This is a genomic window from Azospirillum sp. Marseille-Q6669 (assembly GCF_965111635.1).
The window spans coordinates 488869-506460 of record NZ_CBCOOP010000004.1; the positions used below are offsets into that span (position 1 = coordinate 488869).

Genomic DNA, 17592 nt, shown 5'->3' on the forward strand with positions numbered 1-17592 from the left:
ATGACCGGGACGCGGCCGATCGCAAGGAAAGACGAACCCATGGCCAACAAAAGCACGGTCTTCTTCGCGGCACTCGTGACGGCCGGAGTTGGTGCCGCCGCGGGACTGGCGATGTTCGCCTGGCCTGCCCAGGCTCCAGCCATGCCGAACGTCGCGGAGGACACGCTGTGCGACGGTTCCGCCGCGACCCCCGGCACGAAGGAGGCGCCTCCCGGCATGGTGTGGATTCCGGGGGGCGATACCCGGATCGGCTCCGACCAGCATTACCGCGAGGAAGGGCCGGTGACGCGGGTGAGCGTCGATGGCTTCTGGATGGACCGGACCGAAGTCACGAACGCCCAATTCCGCCGGTTTGTCGAAGCGACGGGGTATGTCACCGAGGCGGAACGCGTCGTCGACGGAACCGGCGCCGGTGCGCGCCGGCCCTCCGGCTCCGTGGTCTTCGTCGATCCGACCTCCCAGGCCGGGGGGAGCGACACGTGGTGGCGCTTGGTTCCCGAAGCGAACTGGCGCCATCCGGAGGGCCCCGGCAGCGACATCGGGGGCCGCGAGAACCACCCCGTGGTGCATGTCACGTACAACGATGCCGTCGCGTATGCGCGATGGCTCAGCCGGGAACTTCCCACCGAGGCGCAGTGGGAACACGCGGCCCGGGGCGGGCTGGATGGCGCGCCATACGCCTGGGGCGGCGAGTTCACCCCTCAGGGCGTGGCGATGGCCAACACGTGGCAGGGGTTTTTCCCGATCCAGAACACGCGGGGCGACGGCTATCCGGCGACCGCCCCCGTGGGCTGCTTCACGGCGAACGGGTACGGGCTGCGGGATATGATCGGCAATGTCTGGGAATGGACGTCGGATTGGTATCGGCCGCGGCATGACGGTCTGGGCGACGTCAACCCGACTGGTCCCCGTCAGGAGGACAGTTACGATCCCCGACAGCCGGGGGTCCCCAGCCGGGTGATCAAAGGAGGCTCCTTCCTCTGCGCGCAGAACTTCTGCCAGCGGTACCGGCCGGCGTCACGCCATCCGCAGGACGTCGGCCTCGGAGCAAGCCATCTGGGGTTCCGGACAGTGCTGAATACGAGGTAGTGCCGGCGCCGAGACGGAACGGCAGCGTCACAGTTCGGTCGCGTGTGGTGGCTGCGAGCGGCGTTCACTTCATGGCACACCGCCAGAAACCCAAACGGAGGTGGGGCCGCTGCCTACGACAGCGGTCCCATCCATGCAACAGCCCGAGCCTGGCGATCCTCGTCGCGTGAGCTGATGTGGCGAAGGCCATCCATCACATCGGCTCTCGCCCCGGTCCTCACGCCGGCTGATTCCATGGCCGCGCCGATACAGGTATCGGATTCAACCCACCAGCTGAAACGCTGGCTCGCGGAGGGTAACGAACCGTGATTCGATTTCCCGTTCACGGCGGAGAGGAGCGAATGCCAGCAATGTTGCCAATCCGCGAAAGGGTCACTGCACAAAAGCCCCCCGGAATCGGGATGATGGGCGGCCACGCCGACCCTGGAGCCATCGTGAAAGCAACCGTTCGGACTTGCAAGGATGGTTGGCCGCCTTCAAGCTTTCACTCGGCTTCGGAGCCTCGGGCGCGACGGGGTCGGTCAACCCGGACGACAGGTTGTCACCAGCCGTCCAGGGTTAAATATGGACTGGGCCTGTCATACCGACGGCGTGTGAAGGCTTCCTTTGAGGCGAGCCCGATCCACCTGATTTGGCATGGGCAGCAAGGTTCACCTGGTTCATCACCTTGACGCCGATGAGTTGCATCGGCTGTACAAGGCCGCGACGGATGCGACGGAGCGGACGCATCTGCAAATCATCTGGCTGCTGACCAGTGGGCGCTCGGCCCAGTTCGTGGCCGAGGTGACGGGGTACACGCCGCGCTGGGTCAGCGTCATCGTGGGACGCTATAACGAGGCCGGGGTTGCGGGGCTGGGTGACCAGCGCCAGTTCAACCCCGGCGCCAGACCGCTGCTCGACGAAAACCAGCGACAAAGCCTGAGGACTAGCCTGGCCGATCCGCCGCCCGGCCGCGGTTTGTGGACGGGCCACTCGGTCGCCCAGTGGATCGCCGGCATGCTTGGCCGGCTCGTCTCACCCCGGCGCGGCACCGATTATCTGGGCCGGCTCGGCTTCACCCGCCAAATACCGCGCCCCCGCCATGCCGAAGCCGATCCCTTGGCCCAGGAGGTCTTCAAGGCCCGGTTCCGCCGCCGTGTGCAGGCCCTCCAGCAGGAAGACCCGGACACACCCTTGGAGGTGTGGGCGATGGATGAGCATCGCGTCGGGCTGAAGCCGGTGCTCCGCCGAGTGTGGGCGCCGCGCGGCCGCCGGCCGGTGGCGCGCGGCCACCAGCGCTTCGAGTGGATGTATCTCGCGGGCTTCGTACGGCCGAGCACCGGACAGGTGATCTGGTTTCTCGTCGATGGCCTCGATGCGCCCATGTTCGGTGCTATCCTGGACGCCTTTGCCCGCGAGGTCGGGGCCGGGCCCACCAAGCAGGTGCTCATCGTCCTCGATGGCGCGGGCTGGCATGTCGCCGGCTCGCTGGACATCCCGGAGGGCATCACGCTGGAGTTCTTACCCCCGTATTCCCCCGAATTGCAGCCCGCCGAGCATCTCTGGCCACTGACCAACGAGACGATCGCCAACACCTACTTCGAGGATCTCGATGCCCTCGATCAAGCACTCGCCGATCGCTGCTGCGGTCTCGCCGATGATCCCGACCGTATCCGCGCCGCCACATGGTTCCACTGGTGGCCGCAATTCGCATGAATTCCAAGCAATGGAAGCCTTCATGCGCCATCGGTATCATACAAGGGCGCAGAAAGGAGCGCTGGGGGGCGACGGAGCTCACGTTCACCCTGCCCTCTCACATCCCGGACAGTTTGCGCACTTTCATGCAAGGACCCCAGCCGCCGCCGCCTCAGCCCCATCCCCCGTTAGCCAAACTGTCGAAACGGGCTGACCGAGGGCATGCCATGAACCGTCTTGCCAAAAAAAAATTGTGGATCGGCGATGACGATTGCCACAGTCAACGCGAAGAGAAGTCCCGTCTGGATTATCTTGGTGTCCGGGTGAGTTTGGAACAGCTCGTTGAACAGACCTGCGCTCAGGTGGAATACGATGGCGACAAGGATGCTGCGATTCGCACGGTAATAGAGCCAATTCATAATCAACACGAACGGGAACAGGCTCAACGCGAAGTTCAGCGTGTGAATACAGCCGCTTTCGGCGATTTGCGCCTGATAATAATGAGCGACCATGCCGAGTGGTGCATGCCAGACCGTCCAATAGAAGGCGAAAACGATCGAGGTCCAGAACAGCGTCATGCTGCGCCTAAGGCAGTCGGTCCCGTAGGAATGCCAGCTCAACTCCTCGATGATCGGCGCCAGAACCAACGGGAACCAGCCCGGCAGGATGCCAGCGGAAAAGGACGCATGGGCCGCAAAGCGGAATTGTTCGGTGCTGTAGCCGAGCAGAAGGGAAAGAGCCTGCGCAATCAGGATGCTTCCGAGCATGATACCCGCGCCCAGCGTCGCAAGGCGCAGCTGCCGCCAGTCGGGCCGGACCAGACGGCGACCCAAGTCGTTGCGCAGAACCAGGTCACCTCGCGTCAACCGCCAAGCGGTGAGGAACGGAAAGAGCAGACCGAGCAACAAAAGCACTGCCACCGTTGTCAGGCCGGCAGGGCCGATTCCGTCCCGATGGCTCAGCCACACCGCGCCACCCCAGGCCGTCCATGAGCCCAACGTGGCGAGGGTATAAAAAGTCCAAGGGCGGTTGTAGCGTTGAATGATCTGATCTTCGGTCATGATTGCACCCTTCCCGCTCCGGCCAAAACGGCCAGAAATGCCGAGACGAGACTGTCCGGGCGCGCGCCGAGCGCGCGTTCGGTCAGATGCAGCGTCGCCATCAGCCGCATGCCATGCTCGTCCTGCGACCAGCCGAAGCGCGGGTTCCCGAGCAGAAAGGCCTGTCCAGCGAGAATGAACTGAATGGTCGACAGCGGATCCTCGACGGCGAAATCCCCGGTTTTACAGCCGTGATCGATTACACTGGCGATCAGGGGGCCGACCTTGAGGACCAACGCGATGTTGGCCCGCTCCTGCAGTTCGATATTGTCCGGGTGATCGAGTGCCTGCATCAGCGGTGCATTATCCGCTTCCACCGCTTTCAGCGCTGTCAATGCGAGGACCAGCGTTTCGTGCGGCGAGCTTTCGGACATTGCAATGGCCCTCTCCACGTTCTCTGCCATGGCAGTCACCGTCGCCTCTGCCATGCGCACCAGCAGGTCTCGCATGGACTGGAAGTGAAGATAGAAGGTGCCCTTCGCGATACCGGCCTCACGAGCGATCTGGTCGATCGACACCGCGCCGACGCCATGCTGGCGGAACAGTTTGGCGGCTGCGTTCAGGATTTCGGCCGATCGAACATCGGCAGGCTTGCTCGTGCGTGGCATGACATGCGCCTTGAGGATGACTGACCGTCAGTCATTATCGCACCTGCATTCAGACTGGCAAGCTGTTGTTGAGAGTGTTGACGGTGCTTACGCGACAGCGCCAGGGCGGGCGAGTGAGGTGATGTGGTGGACGGCCCTTTCACCAAATGCCGGTGAGCAGCGTTGAGCGTCGAAGAAACCACCTCCGTCTGCTCAGCGTCGCAAGTCGATCGATGCCCAGGCGGTGTGCGCACTTGCGGCTTGGTGCGAGTTGCGAGCAACCCTGGGTTTCCCAAAGGGCGGTGGCGTTGAGTAACGTCAGCAACAGCGATAATATGGCTGTCATCATTCGACGTCCTGCGGAGAATCTTAGTGGAGAGTGAGTTGCCGACCGGCGTTGGCGGTGAGCCGCTGTCGGGCGAGCGGCGATTCGAACTGCTCGTCAACAGCGTCCACGATTACGCCATCTACATGCTCGACCCACACGGAATCGTGACCAGCTGGAATCCGGGTGTCCAGCGGTTCAAGGGATACACGGCCGCGGAAATCATCGGCCAGCATTTCTCGCGCTTCTACACCGATGACGATCAGCGCGCCGGAGTGCCGCAGCGGGCGCTCTCCATCGCCTCGATCGAAGGAAAATTCGAGGCGGAAGGTTGGCGGGTTCGCAAGGACGGCACGCGCTTTTGGGCCCACGTCATCATCGATCCGATCCGTGACGACGCCGGGAAGCTGATTGGATTTGCCAAGATCACGCGCGACGTCACCGAGCGCAAGCAGGCGCAGGAGGCTCTGCAACAGAGCGAGGCGCGCTTTCGCCTGCTGATCCAGGGAGTGATCGACTACGCGATCTTCATGCTCGATACAACCGGGCATATCACGAACTGGAATTCCGGTGCCCAGCGAATGAAGGGCTACGCTGCCGAGGAGATCATCGGAGAGCATTTCTCCCGCTTCTACACCGCCGAGGATCGCGCCAACGGTGCCCCGATGCAGGGATTGCGCACCGCTGAGCAAACCGGAAAATTCGAAACCGAAGGCTGGCGGCTCCGCAAGGATGGCACCCGCTTCTGGGCCAGCGTCGTCATTGACGCGATCCGGGATGACAATGGGCGCCTCGTCGGTTTTGCCAAAGTCACCCGCGACATCACCGAACGCAAGCTGGCGCAGGAAGCGTTGGAAGAAACCCGTGCGGCACTCTTCCAGGCGCAGAAGATGGAAGCCGTGGGCCAACTGACCGGCGGCATCGCGCACGACTTCAACAATTTGCTTCAGGCCATTGGCGGCAGTCTGGAGGTCATCGAACGGCGGCTCATGACGGGACAAGGCGACATCCAGGCGTATGTGACCGCCGCCAGAACCTCGGTTGATCGGGCGAAGACTCTGACACAGAGGCTGCTCGCCTTTTCCCGCCGACAACCGCTTCAACCCGAGCGCACCGACCTCAAGACGCTGGTGGATGGACTGCGGGACCTGATCGAGCGTTCGGTCGGCGAGGCGATCCGGGTCGAGACACGGCTGGCTCCCGAGCTGTGGCCAATCTGGGCGGACGCCAATCAGGTCGAGGCTGCGCTGCTGAACCTGGCCATCAACGCCCGCGATGCAATGCCCCATGGCGGACAACTCACCATCCAGGGCGTCAACATCCATCTGGATGCGACCGCGGCGGCTTCGGAAACCGGAGTGCTGCCCGGCGACTACACACTGCTTGAGGTGGCCGACACCGGCACCGGCATGTCGCCGGACGTTCTCGAGCGTGCCTTCGAACCATTCTTCACGACGAAACCGCTTGGTCAGGGAACGGGGCTTGGGTTGAGCCAGATCTATGGCTTTGCCCGTCAGTCGGGCGGGTATGTCCGGATCGACAGCGAAGTGGGCCATGGAACCTCCGTGAAACTGTACCTGCCTCGCTCTCACCAAGCGGAAAATCTCGGTTCCGTCCCTGTGAAGGTCCCCGATCAGCCGCAGCAGCCGGTGCCGGGAACCGTGCTGGTGGTGGAGGACGAACCGATTGTCCGCATGCTGCTTGTGGAGGCGCTCCGGGAGCAGGGGGCGACGGTCTTGGAGGCCGAGGATGGAAACGAAGCCTTGACCATTCTCAACTCCCCGGTGGGGATCGACCTTCTGGTAACGGATGTCGGCTTGCCAGGCATCACAGGACAACGGGTCGCGGAAACAGCCCGGTCATTGCGGCCGGACCTGAAAATCATATTTTTGACCGGCTACGCCTGCAATGCCGTCCTGGACAAGGAACTGCTGGCGCCACACACACGACTTTTGAGCAAGCCCATTGCCATTGACCAGTTCCTCGCCCAGGTGAATGCAATGTTGCGCAGCGGTTGAAAATTCTTCGACCTGCCTCATGCCTGCTCAGCTGGAATCCTGCTCCATCAGGCCGCCGTTGACGTCTGGCTTGGTGGCGTTGGGTGCAGCCGCATAGACGGTGCATCGTGACGTTCAACAGGGGACCGATGCCGTCCGCCTCAGCGCTGCCGGCTCTGTCGCAGCGTTTTCGCAATGGCGGAGAGCGGGTAGAACCCGACCTCTTTCACCAACGTTGCCGGATGTGCGGTTGGGCCATTTTTATCTGGTCTTTGCACATCGTTGCGCCGTTTGAAGGCCACGACGGCTGGGCTCCCAGCCCATCCAGGCCAAAAGACCACGCCCTGTTTTCATCTCTCCTTTCCTTACTGGAACGGTGAAGAGGAGCTGCTGTTAAGACCCCAGTGGCCCAGCCGGAGATGACGTCATGGCGAACGATCGAGGTCCCAAAAAGTTCGGTGTTTATGAAGCCGCAAGCGCAGGTGGTCTCAATTGGACATGGATCATCGTCGGGCTGATTGTGCTCGCGATCCTCCTGTACTTTTTCTTGCGCTAGGGTGCGTCATGGCCAGCGACCGCGAAGAGGTCGTTCCGCTTCATGAGGAAACCGCCTCGGTTGGCAAGCGCCAGATCGAGCGCGGTCGTGTGCGGGTGACCACCAAGGTCACCGAGCATGAGGAACTCGTCCGGCAGGCGCTGAAGCGCGAGGATGTCGAGATCGTTCGGGTGCCGGTGAACCGGGCCATCGATGCCCATCCGGACATTCGCCAGGATGGCACCACAACCATCATCCCGGTCGTCGAGGAGATGCTGGTGGTCGAACGTCGGCTGGTTTTGCGGGAAGAGATCCATCTGCGCAAGACCACGAGCACTGTCCAAGCCGAGCAGCCGATCACCCTCCGTTCGGAAGAAGCCATCGTCGAATTCATTGACGAACCTGGGGAGCGTGGTGCCAGGACCGACCAACCCAACGAGGACTAGGCTCATGAACAAGACCATCATTGCCCTTTACGATACGCGCGCCGACGCCGAAGCCGCCCTGCGGGATCTCGAAGCCGAGGGCTTCGACCGCAGCGTCGGTGAGATCGTCTCGCACAGCGACGCCGGTGGCGCCGGTGGCGGCGGTGGCTTCCTGTCCCGCCTGAGCAATTGGAACGTCCCGGACACCGATGCTCACGTCTATGCCGAGGGGATGCGGCGTGGCGGCACGCTTCTGAAGCTGCGGTTGGACGATGAGGACGTGGACCGGGCCATCGCGGTCCTGGAGCGCGGCACCGTTGTCGATATTGAACACCGGGGCGAGGCGTACCGCTCGACCGGATGGACGGGTTACGACGAGACCGCCGCGCCATATGACGAAGCGTCGGCCGCCGAGGAGCGGGCACGCTATGCGGTTGGCGGGGCGGGAAGCAATGCCCAGCTCGGCAACGCGGCCGAAGCATTCCGCAGCGTGAACACGACCGACGCCACGGCGGATGCTGCGATGAACACCGGGGTTGGCAGCGGTCGCGAAGAGGTGGTTCCGGTCACCGAAGAGGAATTGTCCATCGGCAAGCGCGCCGTGGAGCGCGGGGTCGTGCGCGTGCGCACCTATGTGACCGAAACACCGGTCGAGGAGCAGGTTCGTCTGCGCGACGAGACGGTCTCGGTCGAGCGCCGCCCCATCATGCGCGAGGTTGGAGACGTTCCGGCCGACGCGTTCCGTGAACGCACCATTGAGGTGAGCGAAACCGACGAGGAGGCGGTGGTCCAGAAGCGCGCGGTGGTCAAGGAAGAGGTGGTCATCCGCAAGGATGTCGAGGAACGCGCCCAGACCGTGTCGGATACGGTCCGCCGTACCGAGGTTGAGGTTGAGGACAGCCGAACCGGAACGTCGCGCAGTGGGGTGGAGAACACCGGACGCCGGGACGACATCGAGCGGTAACGCTCACAGTGGTGCTTCACAAAAATAAAGGGGCGGCCGTCGCCGCCCCTTGTTCAGCACATAGACCGGCCACCAGGGCGCAGCGTGTACGGAACGTTCAACGAATCTGCCCACTCCGTTGGGAATGAATGGGCGTCCGGCTGTTAAGAGCCAACCATCCCTGTTTCCCCTGACGCAGTGTGCCATGCCTGACTCTGCATCTTTGATGCAATCCGACCGCGCCGCTTTCCGCTTGGACCGGTCAATGACCTGCGCCGCCCCGGCCGAAGGCGCCCTGGCAATTGAGCTTGCCAGATGCGCCGCCTGTTCACAGGCGGCGCCATTGGTCGTGACCCGCAGCGACACTCGGGCTGTCCGGCTCGCCAGGGCGATCCGGGACGCCAAGCCGGACCTTGATGTCGTGCTTATTCCAGGTTGGGACGTCCCCCTTGGCGAGCGGGGCCAGCCATCGCGGGCCGTGCTTGGGCAACGGGCCGCTGCCATCGCCGCCTTGTCCCGACCGGCCAAAGGCGTCAAGCGGCTCGTTCTGGCGACCGCCGAGGCGGCGCTGCAGCGTCTTCCGCCTCCCGACGCCTGGCCCGACGTCGCGTTGGTCATCGCGACGGACACACCCTATGAGGAGGAGACTTGGCGGAACCGACTCGTTGCCGGCGGCTACATCCTCGACGACCGGATCGACGAACCGGGGGAAGCCGCGTTTCGCGGTTCCGTAGTGGAGATCTTTCCGGGCGACGCCGACCGCCCCGTCCGCTGCGACATCGTCGATGGCCGGGTCGCACGGATACGGACCTTTGATCCGGCAAGCCAGCGCTCGACGGGCGACTGCGACCGGATCACCGTTCATCCGGTGACCGAAATCCCGGCGACACCGGAAATCGTCGCACGGTTGATCCAAGGGCTGGAAAGCCGCAGAGACCCAACGGCTGCGGGGCTCGCGGAGGAACTCGCCGCCGGACGGCGTCCCCACGCCTTCGAGCGCCTGCTGCCCCTGGCCTACGACCGCTTGCCGAGCGTGCTTGAGCTTCTTGCCGACAGTCCGGTCATCATTGACGAGGGGATTGGCGACCGGCTGGAGGCGTGGTTCGACGAGTTGGAGGGCGCCGACGCATCCGCCATGCACCTCGACCGCAACGCGTGGGAGATAGGGTTGCGGGGACGCGCGGTACTGACCCTGGAGCCCGACGGGCAAGCCTCGTCCAGCGAGGCGCCGGCGGTGTCCGAACGCACCCTCGCCCGCCTCGCCGGGGAGAGGATTGCCGCGGGTGAATCCGTGATCATTGCCGCCGCGAACGCCGCCGACGCGGCCAGGATGGCGGAGCGGGTGGCGGCGGCGACCGGCCGGCCGGTGCCGGTGCTTGACCGGTGGCCGGTGGATGGGCCTCCCGTGACGCCGACAGCCCTGGTGCTTCGGGTCGCGGCGGGCTTCACGTTCGACGGCGTGAAGGTGCTCGCCCAACGCCCCCGTCCGGAAGGCGGAGCCGGCCCGGCCGCCCCGCTGGCACCCGTCGACCTATCGTGCGACGATCTTGCGGTCCATCTCGACTACGGGATCGGTGCGGTGCGCGGGCTCGAAACGGTTGAGGCCGGAGGCCAGCCGGAAGACGTTTTGGTGATGGAGTATGCCCGCGAGAATCGGCTCCTGGTGCCGGCGGCCGACCTCGACCGCGTGTGGCGCTACGGCAGCGGCGACGCCCGGGTGGCCCTCGATGGGCTCAAGGGCGGAAATTGGATCACCCGCCGTGCGGAGTTGGAGCGCGAGATCGGCCGAACCGCGAAAAGCCTTGTGCGCCAAGCCGAGCGCCGGGCCCGCACGGAAGCCCCCGTGATCGCGCCGCCGGCCGGACCGATGCGGCGCATGGCCGCCCGCTTCCCCTACGAGGAAACCGCAGGCCAGCGGCGCGCCATCAGCGCCGTGATGGCCGAACTCGCCGGCGGGCACCCCATGGATCATCTGGTCTGCGCCGACGTCGGCTACGGCAAGACCGAAGTGGCGTTGCGCGCCGCGGCGGCAGTCGCCTTCACCGGCCGGCAGGTTGCCGTTCTTGCCCCGACCAGCGTGCTCGCCCGCCAGCACTTGGAGGTGTTCCGACGGCGGCTGGCCGGTTTGGGCCTGCGCATCGAGCCGTTGACCGGCGGCATGGCGGCGTCGGCCGCAAAAGCCGTGCGCGACGGCCTCGCCGACGGATCGGTGGCGATCGCGGTCGGCACGCATGCTCTTTTGTCGAAGACGGTGCGCTTCGCCGACTTGGCGCTGGTCGTCGTCGACGAGGAGCAGCGCTTCGGCACCGTGCAGAAGCGGGCGTTGGCCCGGCTTTCGGCCGGCGTCCACTGTCTGGCGCTCAGCGCCACGCCGGTTCCGCGGACGCTGCAGGGGGCGCTGGCGGGACTGCGGGGAGTCAGCGTCATCGATACCCCCCCGGTGCGGCGGCGCCCGGTGCGCACGCGGGTCACGCCCTATGACCCTTCGGTTCTGCGGTCCGCCTTGTTGCGTGAAAAGGCGCGGGGCGGACAGAGCTTCTGCGTGGCACCGCGGATCGCCGACCTGCCGGCGCTGGAGGCCGAGGTGCGCGCGCTCGCGCCTGGTCTGTCGGTCGCCGTCGCGCACGGCCGTCTCCCCATTGCCGAACTTGATCAGGTGATGTTCGATGTGGCGGAAGGAGCGGTCGACGTGCTGGTTTCAACCCCCATCATCGAGACCGGCATCGACATACCCCGCGCCAACACCATCGTGATCCGCCGCCCCGACCTGTTCGGGCTCGGGCAGCTCCATCAGCTCCGCGGCCGGGTCGGGCGCGGGGGAGCACAGGCCTACGCCTATCTGCTGACCGATCCGGACACTCCGCTTGGCGAGCGAACCGAGCGGCGGCTGGGCTCGCTCGAGGCGATCGAAAGCCTGGGCGGCGGCTTCGCCCTCAGTGTGCTCGATCTCGACCAGCGCGGGGCGGGCGATCTTCTGGGAACCGATCAGAGCGGCCATCTGCGGTTGGTCGGAACCGAGCTGTACCAGCATTTGCTGGCCCGCGCGCTGGCCGGCGCCGCGACGGACGATGCCCCCGAACTGCGCCTGGGTGTGCCGCAGACCATTCCCGCCGCCTACCTTCCGGAGGAGGACTTGCGCATCGGCCTGCACCGCCGCCTCTCGCGTCTGCGCGACGAAGCGGCGGCCGAACCGTTGCGCGAAGAGATCGAGGACCGCTTCGGGCCGTTGCCGGAGGAGGTCGAGCTGTTGCTGGCGGCCGCCGTGCTCCGCGCGCGTTGCCGGCGGCTGGGCGTCGCAGCCCTGGCCGCCGGACCCTCGGGTGTGTCGCTGACCCTGAACGACACACCCTGCCGGGCCGTGCGCGAAGCGGCGCTGGAGCGTCTGTGGACCGGACAGGTGCGCCGGACAGACGACCGCCTCGTCTTTGCGCTGGGCGCCGATGGACCGTCGGAGATCCTGGACAATGCGCGCGCCCTGCTCGATCAGCTTCCGCCTATCGGCACGGCCTGAGCGGACAGTCGTTCCACATGGCCACCTTGTGGAGCCATGCGGAGAAATCCCCCGTTATGATGGCCGGGAGTGTCTGATCCGATGGATGACCCATGCCGAAGCTTGGCGAGCAGAATGGCAACGAGACGTGGCGGATCAAGTCTGCGCCCCGGCGAGGCCGGGTTCTTCATGTCCGCTCCGGGATGTCGGCGGAACAGACGCTCGCCCTTCGTGTCGGGCTCGTTGTCGTCCTGATCGCCCTGGTCATCGCGGTGTTCTGGTTCGACCGCGATGGCCTGAAGGACCAGATCGACGGCCATGTCAGCTTCCCCGACATCCTCTACTTCGCGATGATCACCGTCACCACCGTCGGTTACGGCGACATCGTTCCGGTCAGCGATACCGCACGGCTGATCGACGCCTTCGCAGTCACGCCCATCCGCATCTTCATCTGGTTCATCTTCCTGGGCACCGCCTACGAATTCGTCGTGCAGCGGATCATCGAGGATTTCCGAATGAGCCGAATCCAGAAGCATCTGCAAGGGCACATCGTGCTGTGCGGCTTTGGGCACAGTGGATTCATCGCCGCGCAGGAGACGGTCGCCAAGGGACATCCGGGCGAACGGATCGTCGTGATCGACCAGTCGAAGGAACGCATACGGCTGGCGGCCGAGGCGGGGTTCATCGGGTTGCTCGGCGACGCCACCAGCGAAGAGATGCTGACCTGGGCCTGCGTGGGAAGCGCCAAGGCGGTGATCGTCAGCTCGGGCCGGGACGACACCACCATTCTGGTGATCCTGACCGTCCGCCATCTGTCCGCCGGCACCAAAATCGTGGGCAACATCAAGCAGGAGGAGAACATCAAGCTGGCCAAGCTGAGCGGCGCCGACCTGGTAGTGTCGCCGCCCAGGATCGGTGGCTATCTCATGGCCGACGCCGTGGAAACCAGCCATGCAACGCCATTCCTGTGCGACCTGATGTCGGTGGGTGGCCAAATGGTGCTGACGGAGCGCTTGGCGGCCCAGGACGAAATCGGCAAGACCATGGCGGAGACGACCGCCGGCGTGGTTGTGCAGATCCACAGCAACGGCCGCGCCATTCCCTTCACGGAACGTCACCGCCATATCATCCAGCCCGGAGACCTGCTGCTTGTGATCAGTCCGGCGCACGGCGACGAGAAGGCAGAAGGCCAATGACCGCGCTTCGTTTTCGATGACCCTGCGCAGATCGGCTGTGCACGAACGCCACGATTGCCAGGAACGCTCCAAGCCTGAAAGTAATGCTCGAAGCGGTGGTTATGGGGTGACGGCGGGAGGTGGGGAGCGCCCACCACGGCCCGCTTGCCGTTTCCAAGCCTCCTCGTAGAAGCGGCGCATCGACGCCGCTCCCGCATCCGAGGAGGCGAATGACCAATAGCCGATCTGGAAGGCGAGATAGCAGGGAAGATGGAAGGCCACCAGCCGCTTTGAAGCGCCCACTGCGCCGCACAACCGGTCGGCTTCCGCCCCCGGAAGGGCGAATTCGACGATGGCCCCCGCCACGTCCCAAGCGACGTCCTGGCAGCCGATCAGGTCATGCGCGTCGGCATGATCGAGCGAGTCGGTCTTCAGCAACCGGCCGTCGGTGGTGCGCAGCCACTCCCAGATGTGAAGGCGGTTGTCGGTGACGACGCGCCGGACCCCGGCGTTCAGCTCCCTCAGTATGTCCGGCGTCCAGCGATCCAAGAAGACGGTCGCGGCGGCGCCAAGCGCTTCGCCGATGTTCACGCGCGCCATCGCCAGCAGGTCCGGAAGGCTGGCGCCCGTGTCACGCTCCGCCGGAAAGCGTTGGGCGCGGAACAGGAGATAGTCGGCCAAGCGCTCCAGAGACATGGTGGAGGGCGGTTGCGCGCCGTCCAACCAACGCTCCGCCAGGAAGCCGTGCCGAAGCGCGATGGGTTCCGTCGTGAAACCCGCCTGATGCAACGCGCGGGCCCGGTCCAGCTTGGCCTCGCCCAGGCGTCCGAGGCCGGCGAATTTCAAAAGCCAGGGGCCGGAGGCAGTGCGCAACAGGAATTTGCGGCGTTCCTGCTGCGCATGGACCGGCGGCCAGTCCGCCGCATCCGCCGCAATATCCGCCGATGCCGTCCGCCATGCGCCGCCTGACAGATCGCGCAACGGCGCGACCGCAGGGCCGAGCGTGTCCTCGAACCAGCGCTCCAACGGCGGCACCGGGCCATGCGCAGCGTGTACCAGTTCATTGAAGTCGATCACCGGACGCACCGCCTCGGCCCAGCGGCGGCGGTGCTGGTCGGATGAGCGCAGTCCCGGATCGCCCTTATGGCTGGGAAGGAACGCGATCCGCCGGGACGGTACGCCCGCCGCCTCCAACCAATCGGCGACGGCGCCGAACGAGCTGCCGGACAGACCCGGCCCTTCATCGACGATCACATAGGACGCGCCCACGTCGGCCAGCAGGGCGGCCCGCAGGCGAGCCGACACGCGGACGGCGCGTTGGAACGGATGACCGATCGGACGCAGAGTGACCGGAGGCGCTGCGTCCAGCGCAACCGCCGCCATCGCCGCCAGTCCGGTTCCGATGCTGCGCAGGCCAATCATGACGAGCGGAGCGGGCAGATCCGGCGGAAGCCGGGCCGCAGCCTCCAGATAGGCTTCCGGATAGAGGCCATAGAAGGCATAGCCTTCAGGCCGGCGTATCCGCACGGTTTCGGGCAACGGCTGCGCCGACAACCTCTCCAGTTCAGCCGCCAGCGCGCAAGCGCCCGGCTGCGGCTCGCCGCGCCAGGACCGGGCGACGGCACGGGCCAGCCCCATCACGACCGCCATCGCCGCATCGCGGCACGGGGTGCAATCGTCCTCCCCCAGCGCCGCGAATTCCGCATCGGCGAGGCCCTGCGCAAGCTCCGCCGCCTCGATGAACAAGGACACCAGCATGGCATGAAGGATCAGCCCGTCAGGCTTGGCGACGGCTGTACGATGGGCGGCGGCGATCCGCGCCACGGCGACGCACGGGTTCTCAAGACGGTCGCGATCGCCGTAAACCAGCATGGTTCAACCGCTCCGCGCGGCGAAGTGTCTTGGCCTACCGCCTCCTATCCCATCGCCAGCAGGGGGAACGGCGCGGCCGGAGCGGTGCTGGCGTAGCGGCGGACCATGGCGGCGCAAAAATCCGCGAACTCCTCGGCGACCTGGGGCGGGCTGGTGTGGTGCGGTTCGATTCCACGATGCTCGGGCGTGAAGCAGAAAGTTATGGTGACATCGAAATCGGCCAGCGCTTCCATCTGACGGTCGAACCAGGCGAGCGCGTTCGGCCGGAAGCTGTCGGCCCAGGACAGGCCGGTGCGCAGGTGCCGAACACCCAACCGCTTCATCCAGGCCACCGCCTCGTCCAGCCGGTGATCCTCGAAGTGGAACCATTGGCAAATCCCCATCTCGGCCGCATAGGGCGCGTAGGCGTCGAGCGCCGGCTTGGGCGTGCCGTCCGCCCGCAGCAGCCCCATATGGAAATGACGGTAGTAGGAGGAACCCTCCGCCTCCTTGTGGCGCGTCGTCGCCTCCCAAGCGCTGGGCAGGTCATAGAGGCTGTACCAGTGAATGCGCGGAACCCGGCCGATCAGCAGCTCTGCGGTGCGGGTGACGCCCCAGGCCTGCACCTCCTCGGCGCCGAAGGACGAAACGCCGGCCTCCGTCACCCAGACCGGCTTGCCGGTGACGGCGCGAATCTCCTCGATCTTGTCCGGCCATTCGTGGATCTGCCAGAGATTCCAGTCGAGCGGAAAGCCATGCACCGCAACCACGTCCACATGGTCCAGAGCGCCGCGTTCGTCCAGACGTCGGATGAAGGAGGGATCGATGGGCGAGATGCCGCCCAACACGCGCGTGAGCGCGCCATTCTCCGCCCGGATCGCCTGTCCGGACAGGATCGTCATGCGGGCGAACAGATCCCATTCCGGATCGAGATCGGGATTCCAGTGGGACTTGTTGTTGGGCTCGTTCCAGATCTTGGCGGCTTCGATCATCCCTGGCTTCCCGTCCTGACGTGGTTTGCCGGTGCCCGTCCGGCGGATGGTGCGGCGGTGGGGGGCCGGGCAGGATAGACGGCGCCCGCCTCGGTCGGCCGTGCTGCGCGGCGGCAGACATAGACCTCCTGCTCCGGATGCTCGACGACCCGAAAGCCGGCGCTGCGCAGCATGGCCTCGGCGCAGGCGGCGTTCGGGACCCACCAGTTTGTCCAGTCGCCGGAATACTGGTGTTCGATGAAATGCAGCTTCGGATAGCCGGGCGCGTTGAAATGGTCCTGCTGGCGGAAGTCGTAATCGATGCCCACCGGCTCGACCGTCTCGGAGCCGCGTTGCATCGATTGGAAGATCATCAGGTCGCGGGCGGCATGCTCGTGGATCAGATCGAGAGCCAGCAACGGGTGGCGCAGATGGTAAAGCACCCCCATGAACAAGACGACGTCGAACCGCTCGCCCAGCATTGCGAGGTCGTAAACAGACAGCTTGCGGAACTCAATGTCCTGGCGGGTCACTTCGGCGGCGAAGCGCGCCTGTGCGAGATAACGATCGTCGAAGTCGATTCCCACCACCCGCTCGGCGCCGCGCCGCTTCATCTCGATGGAATAGAAGCCACCGTTGCAGCCGATGTCGAGCACCGTCAGGCCGCTCAGATCCTGCGGGACCGCATGGGCGAACCGCCGCCACTTCACGTTCGGGTAGTCGTGCAGGAAGTGGTCGGGGGCGGTGCTGACGCCGTTCAGATCGATGTTGTGGAACCAGTCCCCCAGCGCGGCGACCCGGGCGCGGATCTGGTCGGTCGTCAGATTCGTCATTCCGCCGCCTCGTTGATGCTGTGGACCTTCAGACCCCATTCCCCGGCGATCAGCACGCTGCGGGACGCCGGAGCGATCTCGAAGCGGGCGTGGAAATCCACGGAAAGCCCCAAAGCGTGGGACAGTGCCGACTTGATGACGTCGGCGTGGCTGACCAGCGCGACGGTCCGGCCGGCGTACCGGCGGCGCAGCCGCTCGATGCAGCGCGCCATCCGGGCCTGTGCCTCCAGCATCGTTTCGCCCCCAGGCGGGCGGGCGTGCGACCGCGCGCTGTTCCACACATTCCAAGCCGGGTCGCCGCGCAGGTCCTCGAAGCGCAGGCCGGCCCAGGCGCCGAGATCAAGCTCGTTGAGATCCTCCTCCACCTCCACGGCCAAGGCCTGTGACGCGGCGATGGCGGCCGCCGTTTCCACGGCGCGTTCCAACGGGCTGGACAGCACGGCGGCGAACCGGTGACACGCCAATATGCCGGCCAGCGCGTCGGCCTCGCGCCGGCCGGCCTCGCTCAGCGTCACGCCGGGCATGCGTCCGCACAACACGGAGCCCAGCCGGTCGTGCGACGCGTGACGCAGCAGGACCAGGATCGTTTCCACGCCG

13 protein-coding genes are annotated in these 17592 nt (G+C 65.6%); 7 read left to right on the plus strand and 6 right to left on the minus strand.

The window, feature by feature from the left end; translation table 11 throughout:
* Window positions 1-39 precede the first annotated feature (39 nt).
* Window positions 40-1089, plus strand: coding sequence for a formylglycine-generating enzyme family protein (locus ACWPXE_RS23700; protein WP_454019786.1), 1050 nt, complete (start codon window positions 40-42; stop codon window positions 1087-1089).
* Between the two features lie 636 nt (window positions 1090-1725).
* Window positions 1726-2784, plus strand: coding sequence for an IS630 family transposase (locus ACWPXE_RS23705; protein ID WP_454018128.1), 1059 nt, complete (start codon window positions 1726-1728; stop codon window positions 2782-2784).
* A gap of 167 nt (window positions 2785-2951) precedes the next feature.
* On the opposite strand, the gene ACWPXE_RS23710 is transcribed toward ACWPXE_RS23705, so the two are convergent.
* Both ACWPXE_RS23710 and ACWPXE_RS23715 read right to left on the minus strand, forming a co-directional pair.
* Window positions 2952-3824, minus strand: coding sequence for a CPBP family intramembrane glutamic endopeptidase (locus ACWPXE_RS23710; RefSeq protein ID WP_454019787.1), 873 nt, complete (start codon window positions 3822-3824; stop codon window positions 2952-2954).
* The gene (locus tag ACWPXE_RS23715) at window positions 3821-4471 is read right to left on the minus strand and encodes a TetR/AcrR family transcriptional regulator (RefSeq protein WP_454019788.1); all 651 of its coding nucleotides are present in this window, start codon (window positions 4469-4471) and stop codon (window positions 3821-3823) included. Before ACWPXE_RS23715 ends, ACWPXE_RS23710 begins: the two co-directional genes overlap by 4 nt.
* Before the next feature lie 363 nt (window positions 4472-4834).
* Between ACWPXE_RS23715 and ACWPXE_RS23720 the strand changes: the two genes are divergently transcribed.
* The 5 genes from ACWPXE_RS23720 to ACWPXE_RS23740 all read left to right on the plus strand — a co-directional run bounded on the left by ACWPXE_RS23720 (window position 4835) and on the right by ACWPXE_RS23740 (window position 13361).
* On the plus strand, window positions 4835-6793 hold the full coding sequence (locus tag ACWPXE_RS23720; protein WP_454019789.1) for a PAS domain S-box protein: 1959 nt from the start codon (window positions 4835-4837) through the stop codon (window positions 6791-6793).
* Between the two features lie 543 nt (window positions 6794-7336).
* Window positions 7337-7753, plus strand: coding sequence for a YsnF/AvaK domain-containing protein (locus ACWPXE_RS23725; protein ID WP_237906636.1), 417 nt, complete (start codon window positions 7337-7339; stop codon window positions 7751-7753).
* A 4-nt stretch (window positions 7754-7757) separates the two neighbouring features.
* Window positions 7758-8696 (plus strand): YsnF/AvaK domain-containing protein, encoded by a 939-nt coding sequence (locus tag ACWPXE_RS23730; protein ID WP_454019790.1) that lies wholly within the window; start codon window positions 7758-7760, stop codon window positions 8694-8696.
* Between the two features lie 244 nt (window positions 8697-8940).
* Window positions 8941-12186, plus strand: coding sequence for a DEAD/DEAH box helicase (locus tag ACWPXE_RS23735; protein ID WP_454019791.1), 3246 nt, complete (start codon window positions 8941-8943; stop codon window positions 12184-12186).
* Window positions 12187-12278: 92 nt separating this feature from the next.
* Window positions 12279-13361 carry a potassium channel family protein gene (locus ACWPXE_RS23740; RefSeq protein WP_454019792.1) on the plus strand — a complete coding sequence of 361 codons (1083 nt, stop codon included), beginning with the start codon at window positions 12279-12281 and terminating at the stop codon, window positions 13359-13361.
* Window positions 13362-13460: 99 nt separating this feature from the next.
* On the opposite strand, the gene ACWPXE_RS23745 is transcribed toward ACWPXE_RS23740, so the two are convergent.
* The 4 genes from ACWPXE_RS23745 to ACWPXE_RS23760 are packed head-to-tail and all read right to left on the minus strand — an operon-like array spanning window position 13461 to window position 17588.
* A complete protein-coding gene (locus tag ACWPXE_RS23745; RefSeq protein ID WP_454019793.1) occupies window positions 13461-15212 on the minus strand; it encodes a hypothetical protein in 1752 nt (583 codons plus the stop codon).
* 44 nt (window positions 15213-15256) lie between these two features.
* Entirely contained in the window at window positions 15257-16183 is a 927-nt protein-coding gene (locus ACWPXE_RS23750; RefSeq protein WP_014199291.1) for a beta-xylosidase, read from the minus strand.
* The gene (locus ACWPXE_RS23755; protein ID WP_454019794.1) at window positions 16180-16995 is read right to left on the minus strand and encodes a TIGR04290 family methyltransferase; all 816 of its coding nucleotides are present in this window, start codon (window positions 16993-16995) and stop codon (window positions 16180-16182) included. Before ACWPXE_RS23755 ends, ACWPXE_RS23750 begins: the two co-directional genes overlap by 4 nt.
* The gene (locus ACWPXE_RS23760; protein ID WP_454019795.1) at window positions 16992-17588 is read right to left on the minus strand and encodes a histidine phosphatase family protein; all 597 of its coding nucleotides are present in this window, start codon (window positions 17586-17588) and stop codon (window positions 16992-16994) included. Before ACWPXE_RS23760 ends, ACWPXE_RS23755 begins: the two co-directional genes overlap by 4 nt.
* Window positions 17589-17592: the final 4 nt, after the last annotated feature.